The organism is Flexilinea flocculi (assembly GCF_001192795.1).
GTDB classification, from domain to species: domain Bacteria; phylum Chloroflexota; class Anaerolineae; order Anaerolineales; family Anaerolineaceae; genus Flexilinea; species Flexilinea flocculi.
Genome location: NZ_DF968181.1, coordinates 1,591,198 through 1,612,172 on the forward strand (window position 1 = coordinate 1,591,198; position 20,975 = coordinate 1,612,172).

The 20,975-nt window shown below is 35.4% G+C and carries 20 protein-coding genes; 10 read left to right on the top strand and 10 right to left on the bottom strand.

What is annotated here, in order from left to right; all coding sequences use genetic code 11:
* The first annotated feature begins 6 nt into the window (after positions 1-6).
* Positions 7-717 (top strand): DUF554 domain-containing protein, encoded by a 711-nt coding sequence (locus tag ATC1_RS11535; protein WP_062284119.1) that lies wholly within the window; start codon positions 7-9, stop codon positions 715-717.
* Here ATC1_RS11535 and ATC1_RS11540 read toward each other — a convergent pair.
* From ATC1_RS11540 to ATC1_RS14745, 5 genes are all read right to left on the bottom strand, one after another.
* Positions 714-1,574: a GNAT family N-acetyltransferase gene (locus ATC1_RS11540; RefSeq protein WP_062282202.1), complete on the bottom strand. Its 861-nt coding sequence runs from the start codon at positions 1,572-1,574 to the stop codon at positions 714-716. The two genes, ATC1_RS11535 and ATC1_RS11540, sit on opposite strands and share 4 nt — an antisense overlap.
* Positions 1,575-1,582: 8 nt before the next feature.
* Complete coding sequence (locus ATC1_RS11545) at positions 1,583-2,440, bottom strand: ParB/RepB/Spo0J family partition protein (protein ID WP_062282205.1); 858 nt, start codon at positions 2,438-2,440, stop codon at positions 1,583-1,585.
* Positions 2,441-2,463: 23 nt separating this feature from the next.
* A complete protein-coding gene (locus tag ATC1_RS11550; RefSeq protein ID WP_062282208.1) occupies positions 2,464-3,225 on the bottom strand; it encodes a ParA family protein in 762 nt (253 codons plus the stop codon).
* 22 nt (positions 3,226-3,247) lie between these two features.
* Positions 3,248-3,742 (bottom strand): double zinc ribbon domain-containing protein, encoded by a 495-nt coding sequence (locus ATC1_RS11555; protein ID WP_062282211.1) that lies wholly within the window; start codon positions 3,740-3,742, stop codon positions 3,248-3,250.
* A gap of 291 nt (positions 3,743-4,033) precedes the next feature.
* Positions 4,034-4,336 (bottom strand): hypothetical protein, encoded by a 303-nt coding sequence (locus tag ATC1_RS14745; RefSeq protein ID WP_152024306.1) that lies wholly within the window; start codon positions 4,334-4,336, stop codon positions 4,034-4,036.
* Between the two features lie 124 nt (positions 4,337-4,460).
* On the opposite strand from ATC1_RS14745, the gene ATC1_RS11560 reads away from it, so the two are divergent.
* From ATC1_RS11560 to ATC1_RS11575, 4 genes are all read left to right on the top strand, one after another.
* The gene (locus tag ATC1_RS11560; protein WP_152024307.1) at positions 4,461-6,587 is read left to right on the top strand and encodes a glycosyltransferase family 39 protein; all 2,127 of its coding nucleotides are present in this window, start codon (positions 4,461-4,463) and stop codon (positions 6,585-6,587) included.
* Positions 6,588-6,744: 157 nt separating this feature from the next.
* A complete protein-coding gene (locus ATC1_RS11565) occupies positions 6,745-8,427 on the top strand; it encodes a hypothetical protein (protein ID WP_062282218.1) in 1,683 nt (560 codons plus the stop codon).
* A gap of 41 nt (positions 8,428-8,468) precedes the next feature.
* Positions 8,469-8,816 carry a metal-sulfur cluster assembly factor gene (locus ATC1_RS11570; RefSeq protein WP_062282219.1) on the top strand — a complete coding sequence of 116 codons (348 nt, stop codon included), beginning with the start codon at positions 8,469-8,471 and terminating at the stop codon, positions 8,814-8,816.
* A 453-nt stretch (positions 8,817-9,269) separates the two neighbouring features.
* A complete protein-coding gene (locus tag ATC1_RS11575) occupies positions 9,270-10,751 on the top strand; it encodes a hypothetical protein (protein ID WP_082174773.1) in 1,482 nt (493 codons plus the stop codon).
* Positions 10,752-11,469: 718 nt separating this feature from the next.
* Here ATC1_RS11575 and ATC1_RS11585 read toward each other — a convergent pair.
* From ATC1_RS11585 to ATC1_RS11595, 3 genes are all read right to left on the bottom strand, one after another.
* Complete coding sequence (locus ATC1_RS11585; RefSeq protein ID WP_062282227.1) at positions 11,470-12,222, bottom strand: tyrosine-protein phosphatase; 753 nt, start codon at positions 12,220-12,222, stop codon at positions 11,470-11,472.
* Between the two features lie 248 nt (positions 12,223-12,470).
* Positions 12,471-13,226, bottom strand: a complete 756-nt coding sequence (locus ATC1_RS11590; RefSeq protein WP_172667781.1) for a CpsD/CapB family tyrosine-protein kinase — start codon at positions 13,224-13,226, stop codon at positions 12,471-12,473.
* Entirely contained in the window at positions 13,219-13,968 is a 750-nt protein-coding gene (locus tag ATC1_RS11595) for a YveK family protein (protein WP_062282229.1), read from the bottom strand. Before ATC1_RS11595 ends, ATC1_RS11590 begins: the two co-directional genes overlap by 8 nt.
* A 194-nt stretch (positions 13,969-14,162) precedes the next feature.
* On the opposite strand from ATC1_RS11595, the gene ATC1_RS11600 reads away from it, so the two are divergent.
* Positions 14,163-15,143, top strand: coding sequence for an NAD-dependent 4,6-dehydratase LegB (locus tag ATC1_RS11600; protein WP_062284124.1), 981 nt, complete (start codon positions 14,163-14,165; stop codon positions 15,141-15,143).
* 13 nt (positions 15,144-15,156) lie between these two features.
* The gene (locus ATC1_RS11605; RefSeq protein WP_062282232.1) at positions 15,157-15,864 is read left to right on the top strand and encodes a sugar phosphate nucleotidyltransferase; all 708 of its coding nucleotides are present in this window, start codon (positions 15,157-15,159) and stop codon (positions 15,862-15,864) included.
* A gap of 680 nt (positions 15,865-16,544) precedes the next feature.
* On the opposite strand, the gene ATC1_RS11615 is transcribed toward ATC1_RS11605, so the two are convergent.
* On the bottom strand, positions 16,545-17,726 hold the full coding sequence (locus ATC1_RS11615) for a peptidylprolyl isomerase (RefSeq protein WP_062282238.1): 1,182 nt from the start codon (positions 17,724-17,726) through the stop codon (positions 16,545-16,547).
* A gap of 362 nt (positions 17,727-18,088) precedes the next feature.
* On the opposite strand from ATC1_RS11615, the gene ATC1_RS11620 reads away from it, so the two are divergent.
* Genes ATC1_RS11620 through ATC1_RS11630 form a run of 3 tightly spaced genes read left to right on the top strand, consistent with a single transcriptional unit; the run spans position 18,089 to position 20,419 of the window.
* Positions 18,089-19,090 (top strand): ABC transporter substrate-binding protein, encoded by a 1,002-nt coding sequence (locus ATC1_RS11620; protein WP_062282240.1) that lies wholly within the window; start codon positions 18,089-18,091, stop codon positions 19,088-19,090.
* The gene (locus ATC1_RS11625; protein ID WP_062282243.1) at positions 19,062-19,832 is read left to right on the top strand and encodes an ABC transporter permease; all 771 of its coding nucleotides are present in this window, start codon (positions 19,062-19,064) and stop codon (positions 19,830-19,832) included. Before ATC1_RS11620 ends, ATC1_RS11625 begins: the two co-directional genes overlap by 29 nt.
* Positions 19,833-19,834: 2 nt before the next feature.
* On the top strand, positions 19,835-20,419 hold the full coding sequence (locus tag ATC1_RS11630) for an ATP-binding cassette domain-containing protein (RefSeq protein ID WP_062282245.1): 585 nt from the start codon (positions 19,835-19,837) through the stop codon (positions 20,417-20,419).
* Between the two features lie 61 nt (positions 20,420-20,480).
* On the opposite strand, the gene ATC1_RS11635 is transcribed toward ATC1_RS11630, so the two are convergent.
* The gene (locus ATC1_RS11635) at positions 20,481-20,855 is read right to left on the bottom strand and encodes a YtxH domain-containing protein (RefSeq protein ID WP_062282247.1); all 375 of its coding nucleotides are present in this window, start codon (positions 20,853-20,855) and stop codon (positions 20,481-20,483) included.
* Positions 20,856-20,975 lie beyond the last annotated feature (120 nt).

The following is a 20,975-nucleotide window of genomic DNA, read 5'->3' on the forward strand; positions in this document are numbered from 1 at the left end:
ATTTATATGACTGGGACAATTCTTAATGTTGTTGCGATAATCTTAGGGACGATTATTGGTTTGTTATTAGGTAAAAAATTCAATGAAAATCTAAAAAATACAATCGTAGCCGGAATCGGAATATTCACTTTATTTTTAGGCTGCAGCATGTTCTTAAAATCTGAAAACAGTACGATCAGTCTGATCGGCTTAGTCATTGGTACATGCCTCGGGGAATGGTGGAACATTGAAAAAGCACTTGAACAACTTGGCGGGAGTTTTCAACAATTCTCTGAAAAAGTATTTGGAAAAGAACGAAGCGGTGGGAAAGAACGATTTATTCAAGCTTTTTTAACAGCGACATTGCTTTTTGGAATTGGTCCTGTCAGTATACTTGGATCTATACAAGATGGATTGACCGGGGATTATAACCTGCTCGCAATCAAATCAATTTTGGATGGGATTACTTCCATTGTGTTTGCTTCAACACTTGGATTTGGAGTCGCTTTTTCTGCAATTCCGATATTTGTATATCAGGGACTGATCAGTTTATTGGCCGGAAATGCTCAAGCTGTGATGACCGATTCAATGATTGCAGAAATGAGTGCAACAGGAGGAATTATGCTTGGAGCGATTGCTTTATCTAGCATGATGAATATTAAAAAAATTCGCGTATCCAGCATGATCCCCGCTTTAGTTATAACACCGATATTAGTTTGGCTGGTTGCACGATTTTAATAGGAATTATTTGAGCTGAGTAAATAAACAGGATATGAATCGCCGGTTTTTTCAAAACCGGCTTTTTCATATAATGCAATCGCAGCCTGATTTTTAGATTGTGTATTCACTGAAAAATCCATAATATTTAACTTCTGATAATGGGTAAAAAAAAGATTAATCATGGTAAAGCCAAGACCTGATTTCTGAAAAGCGGGATTAACAGCAATTCTTGATAAGTGTGCCGAATGATTTTCTGCAACAGCGAGCAAATACCCAACAATCTCATCAGTATTATTTTCGGCAACAATGGCGAAATCAGACTGTTCGAAAGCATTAAGAATATTTTTTCTGGAAAGCTTCCATAATGGCGGGAATGACAGATCACAAAGTGATGAAACAGAATCAATGTCATCTAAGCGCATATTTCGTATAGATATTGAAGGCAACAGATTAATAGATGTACAGTCATTAGAGCGATGGCATTTAAGCAGGATAAAATTTTCGAATATGCGAAACCCATTTGAGAAAAGTATTTTTTCAAATCGATTTGTTGTTGGAATAGAGGCGATAACAGGCTGGATAAGATGCAGTTGGGAAAATGCATAAGAATACAACAGGTTCCATCGTTCTTCAATTTTTTCATCAGGATTTATTGAATAAAAAAATTGGATCCAAAAAATTCCGGGCGAATTTTCAATAAGTCCTAAAGCTGCTGTCGGATGACTTTGTTCCATTAGCATATAACAGTATCCGGTATTCAGAACATCATCCATATTTAGCCAATCTAAATGTTCCTGGATGAAAAAAGCTTGAAGAATTAATTCCTCAAGCTTTTCCTTGTCATGACTTGATAATGTAAAAATTCGCATATCCATGAAACCGGCTATCTTGAAAATCGGGTGACTAAGTCTTCTAAGTCATCATTGGAGTAGTAATAAATGGTAATGGAACCACCTTTTTTCCCGGGATGAACTGTGACTTTCGTCCCCATTAATTGCATTAAGCGATCTTCAATTTCTTTCAATTCAGCTATGACTGGTTTGATATTTCTTTTTTCTTTGGCTTTTTCACCAGAGAGTTTCCGAACAATTTCCTCAGTTTGGCGGACATTCAGATTCTGCTTGATAATCATTTGCAAGACAGAGTATTGTGCTTGTTCACTTGGTAATGCCAACAGAGCACGCGCATGCCCTTCAGTAATGGAACGATTAGCCAGCGCGCTACGGACGCTTTCAGGTAATTTTAATAAGCGTAGTGTATTTGTAATTGAAACTCGGTTTTTACCGACTCTTCGAGAAATTTCTTCGTGAGTTAATTCAAAATTTTCCTCGAGATTTTTATAAGCTTCGGCAGTTTCAAGAGGAGACAGATCTTCTCTTTGAACGTTTTCGATTAATGCCAGTTCAAGCAATTCTCGATCGGTTGCCTGACGGATAATTACAGGAACCATCGATAAACCAGCCATTTGCGCAGCTTTTAATCTTCTCTCTCCAGCTATTAATGTATAGTTACCTTCCGCTTCTTGTGTCACAATTAATGGTTGAATGATTCCATGTTCGCGAATGGAATCAGCAAGTTCTTCTAATTCTTCATTCTTAAAATCTGTGCGTGGTTGATGAGGATTTGACGCGATAGCACTTACTGGAACCATATTAGCAGCTTCTTGCGATACTGAAGGTTCAGACGATGGCAGTAAAGCTCCCAATCCGCGGCCTAATCCAGCTCTTCTTTGTGCATTCATCTTAATAATCCTTCCATATTTCTTTAACTCGAAATTTGGATACCATCTTGGATCAAAATTTCTTTCGCTAACTCGTTATAAGCTTTACAGGCATTACTTTCTTTTGAGTAGAAATTGATCGGCTGTCCATAAGAAGGAGCTTCAGCTAAACGGATGCTTCTTGGGATAATGCTTTCAAAAACTTTATCAGGGAAAAACTTTCGAACCTCATTTACAACATCAATTGCCAAACGAGTTCTTCCATCAAACATTGTCAGTACAACGCCTCTGACATTGACGGATGGGAAAGTTTTTTTAACCTGGTTAATTGTCGAAGTTAATTGTCCAAGGCCTTCCAACGCAAGGTATTCGCATTGAACTGGAATAATTACGCCATCTTTGGCAGCAACCAAGGCGTTGATTGTTAGGAGGCTTAATGAGGGCGGACAATCAATTATGATGTAGTCATATTGGACTGCAATTTGATCAATCGCATTTTTTAACAAACTCTCACGATGGTCAAAATCAATTAATTCAATTTCAGCTCCTGACAATGCTGGAGAAGATGGGAGGATAGAAATATGAAATTCATTGTTTCGAATGATTTGCGGGCTGATTGGCGCTGATCCTATGAGAACTTCGTAAGTCCCTTTTTTTATTTCATTTTTATCCAAACCAATTGATGAAGTAGCATTTGCCTGAGGATCCATATCGATAACAAGAATTTTTTGGCCATAAGAAGCAAGCGAGGCGCCTAAATTGATTGCTGTCGTGGTTTTTCCCACGCCACCTTTTTGATTAATCATTGTGTATATTTTCACAGAAGATTCAATCCTTTTTATCAAGTTGATATAAATTCGCCTGGGCTTTATCCGTTTTGTATACTTTTTGTTGTGGATTTCCACAAAACGGGCATAAGTTCCATGGAAGCTCAAGTATTTTCCCGCAGGAAATGCAGATTTTTTTAATCCGCGTATGGCATGATGGACATAGAATCCAATCATCTTCAATCATTCGTCCACATCCCGGACAATTCTGCTTTTTTTCTAATTCTTTTAATAAAGCTTCTTCTTCCAAAGCTGTTTGATATTTTTGCTCGATTGTTTGATTCGGCCGAATGATCCAATAGATGAAGATTCCAAAAATCGGTAAAATAATGACTAATAAAAACGAAAGCAATCCCACAAACGGATCGCGTGATCGGGAACGAATATCTCGGATAACCCAGAAAATGATACTCATCCATAAGGCGACAATAAACGAGACACCTAATGATGTTGCGATTAAAATTATATTATTTAATATTTGCGGGTCAATATTCATTCTGTTCCCTGAGCCAAAAAAAATTATAGCATAAACAAAGATGAAAAGAATGATATATATAATCAAATTCAACAATTTGAAGCATTGAAGAATTTTTGATTGTCGTTTTTGTTTTATTTCCAGGTGCCAAAAGACGCAATAATTCTTTTCCTATACTTTAAAAAGAAATATTACAAAATTTGAATTACTGGATTGAAAAACAAATCTTCCGAAGAATTCAAGTACAATTTATATGCCTGGAATCAAAAAAGACTCAATTTCTGAAAGCAAATCATTTATGATGATCCCTAATCAAATAAAAAATAAATGGATACTTTTCTGGCTTTTAACCGGTATAGAGGGAGTAATTTTTGGCTTTTCCATGTTTTTGCTTCCATCCGAAAGCTCTGTCCCCAGTATCTTTGGACTCTCTAAATATCGATTCATTCTATTTGTAATTGTATTATCACTTTCTGGTGTTTGTTTCTTTTTTTCTTCTTTGTTGTATAAACAAAATCCTGATTTAAAACTCTCTGATGAAAATAAAATATTACGATTTTCTTTTTGGGCATCGGTGATTGCTATAATGATCACAATATCGGTTTTTCTGATCATTCAGTCTCCGATTGGAAAAATCCCATTGATTCGATCCATTTTCGATAGATTCCTTCCAATATTCCGCTGGATGGGACTTTATTCAATGCAAATGTTCATTTTACTTTTTTGGCGATATAAACGCATGAATACAAGTCGATTTTACTTTCCAGCCAGAAAAGCGATGATTATCACTGTCGCTTTTTTTATTCTTTCTTTGTCTTTTTTATGGATTGCGTTGAAATTTGGATTTGGATTGAACATAATTTCTGGTACTTTTTACAGACAGGGAGTCTCTCTTTTAGAAGGTCAAGTTATTCTGCCTGTTTTTTTTGTTTTTTTATCGGTTCTGGTTGGTGCCGGTCTCCAGAAAAGAATCATATTTGCAGAAAAAAGACGGAATCAGTTTGCGATTATTATTGAAATCATGATTCCATTGTGTATATGGTTTATAGCAGCGTTGCTTTGGATTCGAACTCCTTTTGAAGGAAGAAGCTATTTTTTGCCAGCTCTCCGTCAGCCGAATTACAATTTTTATCCTTCTTCGGATGCAGAAAATTATGACTTACTGGCGCAGAGCATTTTGATCGGAAATGGTTTTCGAAATGGGATGACTGTTGTAAGACCGTTATATATCGCATTTCTTTCGTTACTTCATTGCATAGCCCAAAACGATTATATGTTTTTGACCAATCTGCAAATTATTATTCTTGCTCTCTTTCCAATGATGATTTACCTGATTGGAAAGAATATACACCATCCTCTTAGTGGTTTGCTCGCTGCCATATGGTGTATCTGGAGAGAGAAGGAATCCATTCGTATCACACCTTTTGTTCAAGTATCCAATTCCAGATTGCTGATGTCAGATCTTCCGATGGCATTGATAATCAGTTTCACAGTCTATGCAGCTATCAAATGGTTTCAAAGCGACAATCGAAAATTGTTTTTTTCGTTGATCACAGGCGGGTGCTGCGGTGTCGGAGTGCTTATCAGAACCCAATCAGCTATTCTTATTCCCGCGATCTTGCTATTGAGTTTGTTTAATAAGATAACATCTAAACAATCCAGTAAATCTTTTTTCAAAGAAACAGTTTTGTTCGTGTTAGGGATATGTTTTATTATTTTGCCATGGAATATTCACAGTCAGTTATTTCCAAATACAACAGTGGATCATAGCAGTTCAGAAATAAATTATCTCTACAGATTGTATGAAGGATCCATAAACCAGACTCCGCGATTTGATAATGATTTTGAAAATGAAATCGTAAAGGGTTCTTTCATTAATATAATTTTGAACTATCCAAAACAGATTCTTTCATCTATCTTCTCCCATTTTGTAAATAATGAGGTCTCAACTTTACTTGTAATGCCTGCTCGGGAAACGAATGCGGACAGTATTAAATCATGGTTTCATGATCCTACGCTCTTTTGGTATCGCGAGAGTTCTAAGGGGGTACTATCAGAGAATGGCATCCTAATTTCTGTATATTGTCTGATAATCTGTTTGGGACTAGGTTTTGCTACCGTGAAATCGGGATTATCCGGATTGATGCCTTTGGGAATTCATATTTTCTATAATATAGGAACATCCTTTGCAATGAATTCCGGATTTCGCTTTTTGCTGCCAGTCGATTGGATCGGATATTTTTACTTTGCCATCGGAATTGTCGGGATTTTTTATTTGCTCCTTGGTTTATATTTCGAAAACTTGCGAGATTCACTGAAACGGCTTATGAAGATAGCTTCTGATACGCGCCATGAACATTTTTCAAAGAAGACAATAGTATTCCTGATGGTACCTTTCCTCTTGTTTGGTTTTATCCTCCCGTTTCTGGATCGATTTATTCCCTATCGGTATGATGATGCAACTCTGAAAATTCAACAATTGGATTTAAAAGAAAGAGGTATTTCATATTTACAGCAGAATTTGCCAAATCAGCCAATTGCTGAAATGATTAATGAAGGAAAACTAAAAATAATTGAGGGGAGCGCCGTTTACCCTCGATATTATCCGGCAAATGAAGGAGATTCCGGAGCAAGTTCTTCCATTAAACGAGAAGCAGGTTATGGACGAATGGTTTGGATGATGATCAATCAAAGAGTGAATACAATATCATTGCCTGTTTATAGGTCAACTGCTGTTTATCCTATTCAGGATCCGATGGATGTGGTAGTAATTGGGGAACAGAAAAAGGATTATTTTCATGCTTGGATTATCATCGGAAAAGCAGCAGAACAAACTGTGATATGGAAATCTTCATTTTTACGATGATATGATTCTTCCCAGCATGGCGAAAATAAGAGGGACCCTTTGTTGTTGTGATGTTTTTGCAATTAGCGTAAACGCATCATAACATCAAATTCTTTCTTCTTTATTTACATAACAAATCAGTATATCAAATTACTATATTCCTGTTGAGTTTATTGACATGCCTTCTTTATTGAAAAGTCTTATACAGCAAGATGATCATTACTTGCAGATTGTCGGTAATCTGTGGCAACTTGATATTACTGCATATTCAAAAAAGGATGCTGCTGAAATCATTTTGCACAAAATAGTTACTGAGAATAATTTAATCGAAAAGCTGGCTGAAGCGCCTTTTGAAACGTTACCTGTTCTCTCATACCTGATTGCTCAAAATGGTTTTATTTTATCTACTATTTTTTTTGAACAATTTGGCGAAATACGTGTAATGGGAGAAAGGCGAAAAATGCTTGAAAAGCCCTGGGAATCTCCAATTTCTGTTACAGAATGGCTTTGGTATCACGGTGTGATTCAAATGAATATGCTGGCTTTGCCAGGACAGGTTGAAATTCATGAATATGTTTATCTTCCAGATGAAATTCGCAAAATATTGTCAAGATATTTCCCGTTCAATGAAAGAATTGTTGACGAGAATGAATTAATCGTCCGACCGGCATCTCCTAATGAAGTTGTATTGGTACAAAGGGGTAATGATTTAATTTTGGATTTGGGGTGTCTACTGATTGCATCAATTCGAACAGGTAAACCGATTCAAAATTTATATTCGGTATTCCAAAAAGAAAAAACAGATTTTGTTTTGAGAATATTTGAAGAAATGTCTCTTGTTCAAAATAATGAAATCATCCATCTCGAGGAAGCCCAGAACTTCCTTCAAATGAACAGAATTGCAGCCCTTCTGCAAATGATGATGAGCTGGAAAAATTCTGATCAAATTGATGATTTGCGGGAAACGACAGATTTATTCATCGATGATCTGGTAAAGTATTCATCTCGAGAAATACGAAAATCGGTATTATCCTTAATGCAAAGAATAACCTCAAATGAATGGTGCAGCTTTGATGGCTTTTCAGCCTCTATACGAAAAGCGAATCCCAATTTCCTTCGACCAGATGGAGAAAACTCACCCTGGTTAATTCGCAATACTATTCGTAACAATTTTAATGAATGGGCAAGTATTGAAGGGGAATATCTTCAATATCTGCTTCATTATCCTTTATATTGGTTCGGTATCGTTGATATAGCCTTCCATGAGAAGAGCGAAAATGAATCGAAACAGAAAATCAGCGCTTTTCGAATTACTAGAATAGGACGAATTTTCCTGGATGAAATGGACAAAAAATCCATTTCAGAGAAGATTTTAAAAATTAAGAATACCGAAAAAGATATCCCGAAAATATCGATCGATGGAAAAATTATTCTCACAAATAGTACACCACGATTATTACGGTACCAAATCTCAAGATTTTGTGAATGGACAAAACTGGAAATTACCAGAAGTGTTTTTTCTATCACACCTTTTTCATTACGGCAGGCTAAAGAAAACGGTTTGTCAGTCAATTCGTTCATTGGATTGTTAAAAAGAAGTATCGGAAGCGGGGTTCCGCAAAAACTGCTCATTGCAATCGATCAATGGGATAAAGTCGATACGCAGGCTACAATATTTCATGCGCTTTTAGTAACTGTAAATAATCCAAACTGGATCAATGCATTACTTAGTTCTAAGGATACAGCGCCATGGATCGAACAACGATTAAATGACAACACGATCATTATTAAATCAAAAGGAGAGAAAATAATCTACCGAGCATTGATAGAATTAGGAGCACTGGCTGATAGACATGAGTAAAATCGAAATTTCCTTTACAAAAAGAATTCAGGAGAATGATAATGGACGACGTAATCGCAAAAAAAAATCCACCTAAATGGGAATATTCAATTATTGATCCTGAAAAAGCAGATCTTCTGAAGGATGCATTAAGATCTGTGTTGGATCCGGAACTTGGGTATAGCGTCATTGATCTTGGCTTAATACGAAATGTTGAGGTAAAAGATGATCATATTGTACTAACTATGATCTTAACTACACCGTTTTGTCCATATGGTGGAATGTTGATTGAAAGTGTCAGAAAAACTGCAATGGATGCTTTATCAATGGATGCCATTATAGATTTGCGTTTCGATCCATGGGATCCTGATATGATGGAAGAAGGATTTGAATTGGATTGGGGCTTTTAGGCATTATTAAAGCAATTCTAAGAGAAACTTTTGACAGGATCTGAAATATTTTTCTATCGATAATTCTTTCAAAAATTTTGTCAGGAATTTAAACGGGAAAATATTTGTGATACGACATATAGGCGGGATCGCTTGTTGTGCTTATATTATTATCTGGAACAGCAAAACATCACACCAAAATATTTTGTTCATAGAAATCTTTTATAAAATTCTAATTACTCCAAATACGGAAAATTGATGGCCGAAGTAAAAATGCAATTTATTATTAAACAATTAATAAAATACTATTAATTAAATTTTTTTTTAGAACGAAATCGAATGTGGTAAAATTATCTTAATAGTATGATTCGGATTTTTATATTCTGTTTATCCGATCATAAAAAACTTTATCTTAGACATCTGAGATAATTAGATACGAAAAACGTGATTCAAAAGTCACGGAGAAAGAAAGAAATGTCCAAACGAGTTTATTTTAATGATCTTACTTTACGCGACGGGCATCAAAGTTGCGCCGCTACTAGAATGACAACTGAACAATGTATGCGCGTGCTTCCAATTATAAAAGACGCCGGATACAGTATGTTCGAATTATGGGGCGGAGCTACGCTCGATTCAGCAATCCGCTTTACCCGTGATGACCCATGGGAGAGACTCGAAACGTTTCATAAAGAGATGGGCAGTGGTGACAAGATCCAATCTCTGCTGAGAGGTCAGAATCTTTTTGCATACAATCCATATCCCGATGATTTGTTGATTGCTTTTATTCGTCAGAGTATTGAAAGCGGCAGCACCAATATGCGTATCTTTGACGCTTTGAATGATATCCGGAATCTGCGGATGGCAATTCTGGCGACAAAAGCGTATGGCGGCAAAGTTGAAGCAGCGATGTCTTATACAACTAGCCCCGTTCACACAACGCAATACTTTATTGATTATGCCGAAGAACTCCTTAAAGAAGGCGTTGATCGGATTGCAATTAAAGATATGGCAGCTTTGCTTCATCCGAGAGATGCCGTTGATCTTTTCAAGTCATTAAAGAAGGTTGTAAACGTTCCACTGGTTCTCCATACACATTCAACAACTGGCGTTTCCTTAGTAAATATTGCATTGGGAATCAAATATGGTATTGACAGTTTCGATACTTGTATTTCACCCTTTGCCGGAGGTCCGTCACATTCTCCGATTGAAGTAGCTGCAGTAATTGCAGAAAGAATGGGATATGATACCGGATTGGATAAAGATGCTTTGACAAAAGCTCAGGACGAATTACGAGTGATTTTTGAAGAATTAAAAAGCTCCATTCCAAGCTTTGGAAAATCGCGGAGAAAACCAGTACATTTTTCTGACGTACCAGTCGACAAAGTTGATAAACTGGTTGAAGCTATTATGAAAGACAATGAAGATCTGCAAACTGCGATTGATGTCAGCCGAGAAATTTTAAATGATTTGGATTATCCTGGCTATGATGATCGTATTTTTGAAACACAAATCCCCGGTGGAATGCTTTCCAATTTCCAGAAACAACTTAAGGAAATGGGTGTATCTGAAAATATGATGGATGCATTGATGGCTGAAATTCCAAACGTACGGGCAGATGTAGGATATGTTCCTTTAGTGACTCCTACAAGCCAGATTGTTGGATCACAGGCTGCCTATAATGTGATGGCAGGCTCTCGATATGCCTTTACATCCAATGAATTCAAGATGATTTTGAGAGGAGAGTTTGGAAAAACTCCCGGTCCAGTCAATCAGGAAATCATGAACCAGATTTTGGGAGACGAAAACGATATCAAGAAATATCGTCCAGCTTCTTATTTGATGCCGGCTTTGGAGGATAAAGTTGATCTTCCATATGTAAAAACTAATAAAGATTTATTGCTTCATCTTGTCTTTGGCGCTGCAGCAGATGAATTCCTTCAGTTAAAATATAAATAAACAAAATCACAAGTAATAAATAAAAAGGTGTCTTGAAAAAGACACCTTTTTATTTTCTTCAATCCGAAAATAATTTCAATACAAGGAATAAAATTCAAATTTATTAGAATACAAAATGAATAATATAAATATATGGTATAAAATACCTCAGTAAAATCTTGCTATAAAAAAGTATCCCTTATTAAAAAAATTGAGTTGAATTACTCAATGTGTGGTTAAATTATCAATAAAATGATGATCGACTGATAGAAAAATTATTTGGTTTTTATGCAACTCATTTGCATATAATATATAAAAATCAGATTATTATGAAGAAATTTGTTGAAATTTTTTTCATATACGAAGAATGGGAATGAAGATTAAAAAAGGAAAAACAAAGGAGAAAAAATATGAGCAATTTCAAGATTAAAAAAGGATTTAATTCAATCAGTAAAACTTTTCGTCTACCAATCGAGTTAGTCAAACAATTGGAAAAATTGTCTGATGATAATAATATATCATTGAATCAGTTGGTGATTCAGTGCCTCGAGTTTGCTACTGATAACCTGGAGGAAGACGAAGGTCAGAACTAAAAGGTTAATCAAGCGTTTTACAAATGAGAAATTTGGGGAATTTTATTGATTGTAGTGATCACTGACTCCAAATCCAGATTTTGTGAAAATATAAAATCGTTTAGAAAAAGAAGGAATATCAGCCTAAAATGGCTGTTATTCCTTTTTTAAATCCATTTTGTTAATACGTGAACAGGAATTGTTGGTTTTTCTGCTCTGATATTTCTTCCTTGAAAGATTAACTCAGCATTACTTTTAGTTTTCTCCGTTTTTTCTTCACCGATCAACTGCCTCAGATACATATAGGCATTTTTTATTTCCGGAGGCCTTTGAACAACCGAATGCGTATCACTTGCAATACAATGAAATAAATTATGTCGATCTAAAAAGGACACAAATCTCCGTACTTTTGAATCATGTACAATTGGAGAGGCATTGACTTGAATAATTGCTCCGAGATTAACAAGATTGAATAAGAGGAGCGGATTTTGAAAAAAATAACGATATCTATCAACGTGACAGATAATCGGAATGATACCATTTGATATTAGGCGGAAAACTACATCATTGATCAGATCGGGAAAATACGATAATGGGAGTTCAAGCAAGAGGTAATGGGTATTCCCAACCAGTAATTTTTGATAATTGAATAACACTTTCGGAGAGAATGCGACTTCTGCGCTTAGAACGAAACTGAATTCTAATTCAGTGTTTGGAAATGAAGAAATCAATCGTGCATAGGAATCTTTTCTTTTCTCTAAAAACTCCTCAAGATGATTTTTTTCAAAATTGAAATGAGGTGTAAAGACGATTTTTGAGACACCATTTTCTTTTTCTAACGAAAGCAAGCGTATGGAATCTGATAACGATTGTGTGCTTTCATCAATTTCCGGTAAAATGTGGCAATGCAAATCGACCAAGGTTACCTCTGGGAATTCTATGGTGACTGATTCGCTGCAAAACGAATTATATACAAAGGAATTTTATGAGATGACTCAGATAGTATTCTCTACACAAGATGATTCAGAACTTTGAAATAATGACTTTTTATTTGAATCAATCTCAAAAAAACGTTACTGTGATGTTTTTACGCAAAGCATAAAAAACATTACAACAACATATTCTCCTTCTATTTCGATTAAATGATATTTATAAGAAAAAGAACATTTTATTTATGCTGATAGTAATCGCTGTAATTATTGTAGTAATTCTTTGACTGACTACTGTCTTTTGGAACAACATAATCGTTCAGAATAGCACCTATCACGTTGGCTTTAACGGATTCCAGTTTCTTCATTGCGAATTTTATTTGATCAATCGAAGCAGTTTTTTGACGAATCACAAAGATAATTCCGTCAACAAATTGACATAATGTAACAGCATCCGTCAGAAGTGATACTGGAGGCGTGTCTATGACGATGAAATCATATTCGTTTCGCAGTTCACAGAGGATTTCTCCCATTTGCCTGGAACCTAACAACTCAACCGGGTTAGGTGGGATTAATCCTGCTGGTAAAAAATCAAAATGAAATTTTGTATGAAGAATCGAAGCATATAGATCGCAGCCAGTCAATACGGTTGACAATCCTTTCGCGTCCGCTGGATTCTCTCCCAGATACGATGACAGCATCGGTTTTCTGAGATCAGCATCAATCAATATGACTTTTTTCCCAATTTCTACAAATGAAATGGAAAGATTAATTGCGATTCCTGATTTACCTTCTTTTGGTATAGCACTGGTTATTTCAATCGTTTGATATCTTTTATTTACGGATACGAAGTCAATGTTGGTACGAAGTGATTTATAAGCTTCTACAAATTGAAAGGGAGAATTTTCATCCGTAATTTTTTTCAGCGAACGAATGTTTTGGTCATTGATTTTTTGATTTTTTCTAAAAAAATTTGTCAAAAGTTTTCTATCCATCGTAAGCATTTTTCTTTTTTTCTCCTTGCAGATAAATCGTTGCATTTTCTACTAAAGGGATCACACCTAAAACCGGCAAACCTATTAGATTTCGTATATCATTATCTGATTTAACAGTATTATCTAAAAATTCTCGGAAAACAATAATACAAAATGAAATTATTCCGCAGAACAATGATCCAATCAGCGTATTTTTAAGGACATCCGGAGTAACAGGTTTATCTGTAACAGATGGAGGTGAAACGATTTCGACAGATCCCGCTTTTACCGTCATGACGAGAAAATTTGGCGCTATTGCAAGAATTTCATTGACAATATCAGCCGCCAAAATACGATCGGGATCTCTTGCTGTAATGCTCATGATCTGTGTTGTTCCGACCTGACTGATCTCAATTTTTTTCATCATTTCGATTGGTTCGATATTTTTTATTGAATAATAGCCTTTGTTCTGCAGATTTCGGATAACTTGGTTGATTACTGTGTCGCTCATCAGGATCACAGCATAGGTGTTAACCAGATTCCTTGCGGAATTAATCTGGTCATATGTAATGGTGACATTTTGCTCTGCTCTGGAATTAACGATCATAGTTGCCTTTGATTCAAATTGTGGCGTGATAAAAAAAAATGTATAGGACCAAGCGGCTAATCCACCAATAACACTCGCAATAAATAAAAATAGGGAATATCCCCATATCAGATCAACCAAATCTTTTAAACTGATGGTTTTATTGTTTTCTATCAATGTAGTTGCTCCTATGTTATTCTATTTTGCAATAAATATGTTATAAATATATTACATATTATATTATAATAGCAATAAAAATACAATGAAATATAAATTCAAATAAGCCTAAATACTATAAAAAAATTCTATGACGAATGGGACTGAGAAATACAAGAAATTCCAACAAGAGGTTTCATGGTAGGTGGAAAATGATAAGAAATGTATTAGTCACAGGAGCAGAAGGATTTATTGGCAGCCATCTAACTGAAGAATTGGTGTTTAAAGGGTATAACGTAAAAGCTTTTGTTTTTTATAATTCCAATAATTCATGGGGATGGCTGGATACTTTATCCTCGGATGTTAAAAAAGAAATTGAAATCATTAGTGGTGATATACGAGATGCCGATTTTCTACGAAGAAAAATTCTAAATATTGATATGATTTTTCACCTGGCAGCATTGATCGCGATTCCTTTCAGTTATGAATCACCGGATCTATATATCGATACTAACGTCCGAGGCACTTTAAACGTCCTGCAAGCTGCTCGGTACGGAAATGTACAGAAGATACTGGTTACTTCTACATCAGAGGTATATGGTACCGCGCGCTACGTTCCGATGGATGAGAATCATCCTTTGACAGCACAATCACCATATGCTGCATCAAAAATTGCTTCTGACAAAATTGCAGAGAGCTTTTTTAGAAGTTATTCCCTCCCCGTGGTAATTGTGCGCCCTTTTAATACTTATGGTCCCAGACAATCGCTCCGTGCGGTAATTCCGTCAATAATCCTCCAATTGTTAGGCGGGAGTCAAAAAATTCAATTGGGTTCGGTCTATCCGACACGTGATTTTACTTATGTAAAAGATACAGTTAAAGGTTTTATCAGCATTGCTGAATCGGATAAAGTCATAGGTGAAGTCATCCAAATTGCATCTGGGCACGAAATATCAATAGGTCAACTGGCAGAAAAAATTATCAATTTGATCAATCCTTCAGCACAAATTTGTTTTGATCAAGAACGCTTAAGACCACAAAACAGTGAAGTTTTTCGATTATTTGGCAGTAATGAAAAAATCTATCGAATAACTGGATGGCAACCTGACTATTCTTTTGATGAGGGTCTTAAGAAAACGATTGAATGGATGCGGCAGTCTTCACAACTTGAGAAGGCAAATTTGTATCAAAAATGAACAGGAAATAAAAATGAATAAAAAAGCAGTAATTCTTTCCGGTGGGCTTGGCAAAAGGTTGCAACCGTTTACAAACGTTATTCCCAAACCTTTATTGCCATTAGGCGAAAAAGCAATTTTGGAAGTGCAGATTGAAAGACTGGTGAAATTTGGATTCCAGGAAATAATATTAGCGACAAATTATAAATCGGATTACTTCTACAAGTTTTTTGGTAATGGATCTCAATATGGAATAAAATTAACCATCAGCCAGGAAGAAAAGCCTTTAGGAACAGCTGGACCGATTAAATTGCTTCAAAAAAATTTCGAAGATCCATTCTTGGTGATGAATGGAGATATCCTGACGCAAGTGAATTTGGAAGAATTATATAAATTTGCATATGAAAAGAATTCTCTTATGACAGTCGGGATAAAAAAGATCACTTTACCTTACGATTTCGGAAATATTTTTTTTACTGGTGATTATGTAACTGGGATAGAAGAAAAGAAAGAAATAACAACTTATGCTTTGGCAGGTATCTATGTGATGAAGCCGGAAGTGTTGTCATTAATTCCTGACAACAAATATTTTGGAATGGATATGTTAATTCAGACAATGCTGGAAAAAAATCAACCAATTGTCAAATTTGAAATCACAGATTATTGGATTGATATCGGGAATATTGAAAATTATCAAAAGGCTCAATTTGATTATCGCAATAATTTTCAAATTCAGAAATGATTTGAATTTGCGTAATTAATATTGGAACTGTCTATCACATGGGCTTGTTATTAAGAAGTAATAGGATTTATTAAGTAAACTATTTCTGTTTCGCGTTAAAATATGCGATAAAAATGCATGTCAGAACAAGAAAAAATCTATTCTGAATAGAATAGATTATGGTATTTTTATTTTTTGATGATCAACGGTAATTCGAAATGATAAACAATACTTCCCATATTTTGAATTGCTGACTTTTTATTGACAGCGTAATAAGTTTTGATATAATCAAAAAATATGAAAAAAATGACTTCTATCATTTTGATTGTCTTGTTATTGCTTACCATCTTCCTATAAAAAATGGGCGAAGGTGATTTCAAAATTATTCGTGTAATCCTTAATATCGTTGAAAAACCGCCTTTAGGCGGTTTTTATTTTCAAAAAGAAAAATCGGGTAAAATCCCTTGCATATGGGGGTTGAATTCAAATGATATTAAAAAAATCAAATTCAACCCCCGATATTTTCCAAATTACAACGAAAATCCATCGATGCTCCGATAACAGAATTTCTTTCGCAATAAAATATGATTTACTGAACTTTTTCAATATCAAGCAATTTGAAGAAGACAATTTTGTTATCTGTTTTGTTTAAAAAAAAATGGTCCTTTACGTATAGAGGACCATTTTTTTTCGAAAAAATCTTACGGTTGTTTTGTTTCAGCAACCGGAGTAGATTCAGGTGAGGTTTCTGGCGCTGATTCTTCAGCCGGTACTTCGCTTGCTTCGGCTTTTGGTTGTTCGATCGGTTTGAATACGGGTTCCATCGGAATGTTATCCTTCCAAATATCGAAGGTTTCCGGTTTATATTCCGAATTCACTTTTTCGTACCAGGTTTTATAAAGCTCATTTTTCGCGTTGTTTAAAGCGTCATCTTCCAATGGCCGAATTTCTTTTCCATCCGATGCAATAATATGATATCCGAAATCAGTTTTAATGGGTTCGCTGATTTCTCCTTTTTCAAGTGAGAATGCAGCATCTTCAAAAGGTTTTACCATCATTCCTCTGGCAAACCAACCCAAATTTCCACCTTTATCTTTATTACTTGAATCTTTTGAATATGCAGCAGCTAAATCATCCCATTTTTCCCCTGAATTCAGCTTCTCGAGAACTTCTTTTGCAATTTCTTCTGTTTCAACAAGGATGTGACGAGCTGAAACCATCTCAGCTTCAAAGACATGATTAGCAAAAACAGTCTCGTCAAGGAGTTTCGATTCAAGCAAACTGTAATAGATTTGATTTGTGAAGAAATCTTGTGAAAACAAATCGCCAACTGTTGCCGTAAAATACTCATCCATTGCTGTTTGAAGCTTTGCTTCCTGACTGATTTCAGGTTCCGGAGGTGTCATATCCGAGGAATTGGAATCCAGGAGCGTGTCTCCAGTAGATTCTGTCTGATCTGCGGCACTTTCTTCTGTAATGCCAAACATCTGTTTCAATGATTCATTGACTTCGTCATCTGTCACCGATATACCTGCTTTTTTGGATTCGGTGTCAAGGATAATGTTGTAGACAAGTTGATCGATTGTTTTTTGACCCAAATCAACCTTTCCATCTTCACTCAAAATTGTTTCGTATTTTGTCGTGAGCGATTCATCTAAGGGCATATTATACATAGAGTAGAGATATGCAATATATTGGTATTCTTGCAAGGTGCTGAATCGTTTGTAACGGACTGCTTCCTTAAATTCATCTAAGGTGATGTTTGTTCCGTTTAACGTAGCAACGATATCTTTATCCGCTGCTTCGCATGCAAATGTAAAGCCTAGGAATAAGGCAAAAGCCATGATATATACAAAGCTAATAAATAATTTTTTGTTTTTCATGAAAATCTTCCTTTATTAAATAATTCTTAAAATATATTGTAGTTGGAAAATCGAATTTAGGGATATAAAAACCGATAACACAACCTAAACGTTACTTTAAATCATCATATTTAGTTATTTTCAATATTTTATATACTGAACCGATTTTTTTCCCTTATCATCAATTAAAAGCCTTTAACGAAAAGGGAAAATACCCATTATTATGGAGTTTTGAGCTCAACGTAAAAATAGAAAATATTACGGAATCTATTTCATTTATAGAACTAATGAAAAATGTACTAATATAGAAAATTTTCACAAACCGAGGTTATAATTCCCACTGCATGAGTATAACACGTATGATAAGGAGAATCTATCTGACCATGAAACTGCACAATTCCAGAACAATAATTCTATTGAGTATTATCCTTTTTTTCGCAATAAACTGGAGCGTCAATAAAAATATTTATGCTCAGGAAGCTGAAACGAGAGCTACAATAGAAATTGGATCATTAAAAGGACCTACAACCATGGGAATGGTGAAGTTAATGAATGATTCTGAACAGGGATTGACCAGGAACAATTATCAAGTATCCATGTATGGAACAGCTGACGAAATAGTTACCGGGATAGTCAGTGGGAAAATAGATGCTGCTGCAGTCCCGTGCAATTTATCAAGTGTTTTGTATAATAAAACCAAAGGACAAGTTCTGGTTACTGCTATCAATACATTAGGTGTTTTATATTTAGTTGAATCAGGTAACTCTGTTCAAAGTGTTGGAGACCTGAAAGGAAAGACGATCTATTCAACAGGGAAAGGTACAACGCCGGAATTTGCTTTAAATTATATTCTTACACAAAACGGTTTAGAGCCTGGCAAAGATGTAACGATTGAGTATAAAAGTGAATCGACTGAATTGGCAGTATTATTAGGACAAAGTGATAATATGATTGCATTACTGCCACAACCATATGTAACTGCTGTGCAAATGAAAAATGAAAAGGTTAGAATCGCTCTCAACCTTTCCGACGAATGGAATAAAGTAAGTACTGATAGCGCTTTAGTAACTGGATGTGTTGTTGCTCAAAAAGATTTTATAGAAAAATCGCCCGAAGTGTTTGAACAATTCATGACGGATTATAATAACTCAACACAATATGTCAATTCCAATATCGAATCTGCAGCAGAATTAATCGCAAAATACGAAATTGTTGCTGCTGCTCCGATTGCTGTAAAAGCTCTGCCATACTGTAATATTACTTTCATCACCGGTGATGAGATGGAAAAGAAGTTAAACGGATATTTACAGGTTCTGTTTGATGCCAATCCACAGTCCATTGGTGGAAAGCTGCCTGATGAAGCTTTTTATTTCAAAGCAAAATAGTAAATTAAAAAAAATCCTGTCGATTCTATTTTGGCTGGTTGTCTGGCAGATGACCAGCCAAATTGTCCATCAGGAGCTATTAATTTCATCACCAATTCTTGTTCTTAAAACACTTGCTTCACTGATATTTGAAATTTCTTTTTGGAAAACTGTTTTTTACAGTGTTTTTCGTATCACTTCCGGCTTCCTATTAGCCAATTTGTTTGGAATAATTCTGGCAATCCTTTCATATCGTTTTGCAACGATCAGGTTCCTTCTAAATCCGCTGATCAGCTTTGTAAAGTCAACGCCAGTTGCAAGTTTTGTAATACTCGTAATTCTTTGGTTCGGAAGTAAAAATTTATCGATCGTTATATCCTTTTTAATGGTTTTCCCGATCATATATACAAATACATTGCAGGGTATCGTTAATGTCAATCAACAATTAGTCGAAATGGCTAAAGTATTTCGGATTCCATTCTTATCGAAATTTATATATATTTATATGCATGAAGTACTGCCGTTTTATTATTCAAGCTGTCTGATCGCGTTAGGCCTTTGCTGGAAAAGTGGTGTAGCTGCGGAGCTCATTGGAATTCCGTCAGGCAGTATCGGTGAAAGATTGTACGAAGCTAAGATTTATCTTAATTCTGCTGAGTTATTTGCCTGGACGTTTGTGATAATTTTATTAAGTATATCTTTTGAGAAACTTTATCTGCGTTTATTAGCTTATATAAAAACTGGAATTGAAAACAGCGTATAGTCATGAATATTCAAGCAATTGACATAAAAAAAAGCTTTGGAACACAAATTGTATTGTCAAATTGGAATTGTTCGATTCCAGAAAATAAAACTACTTGTCTGATGGGTCCAAGTGGCTGTGGGAAAACTACGTTTTTCCGAATTCTATTAGGGCTGACACAACCTGACAGCGGTGCTATTTATGGAATGGAAAATCAGACCATTACTGCCGTTTTTCAGGAAAATCGGTTGTGTAACTATCTCAACGCAATAAAAAATATCCAACTTGTTTGCAGGGATTTGGATATCTCCCGCCAGAAGCTGGAAGACATTTTTGAACAAGTTGGACTGGATCGAAGTGATCTCATGAAACCGATTGCAGAACTAAGCGGAGGAATGCAGCGGAGGGTCGCAATAGTCAGAGCTATTGTTCCAAAATCAACCTTCATTTTAATGGATGAACCATTTCGCGGATTGGACACCGAAAATAAAAAACGCGTTATTAACTGCATTCATCATATGACTGGTGGAAAGACACTTCTAATATCAACTCATGATTTTCGAGATGTTGAAAGCTTAAATGCTGAATTAATTGAGATGGGATCATAAAAAATACCTGTCAACAATTGTCAATTGACAGGTATTTTTATATTTATACTAATGAAAAATGTTAAGATTCAGGAATGGTCGGGATTTCTTCAGCACTGTCGTCCTTTTCCAGCTCATTCTTAAGTCCCTTTAATTGATTTTTTCTTTCTTCCAAAAAAACCTGTCCACGGCGTGTTACTTCTTCAGCGCGTGATTTTGTAGTATTGGCCAGCGCTTCAAATCGATCTCTTGCGTCCTTAGCTGCCATTTCTGCCTGCTTATATGCTTCATCCACTGAAAGATTCGCTTTATCTAGAATCTCTTCTTTTTTCTCCTTCAGCGCATTTCTGGTTTCTGCTCCAGATTTCGGAGCATAAAGAACAGTTGCAATTGCACCCGCAATACCTCCAGCGATAAAACCGATTATAAAAGAACTAAAACTGTCTCGTTCTGCCATATTTATCTCCCTTTTTTGTTTATTATTCCTGATTTCAGGCTTGATATAATTTTTGTGAATCCGGCAATTTTCGAATTCGTTTGAATTACCGGTTCAACCATATTATCTCCAAGAAATTCA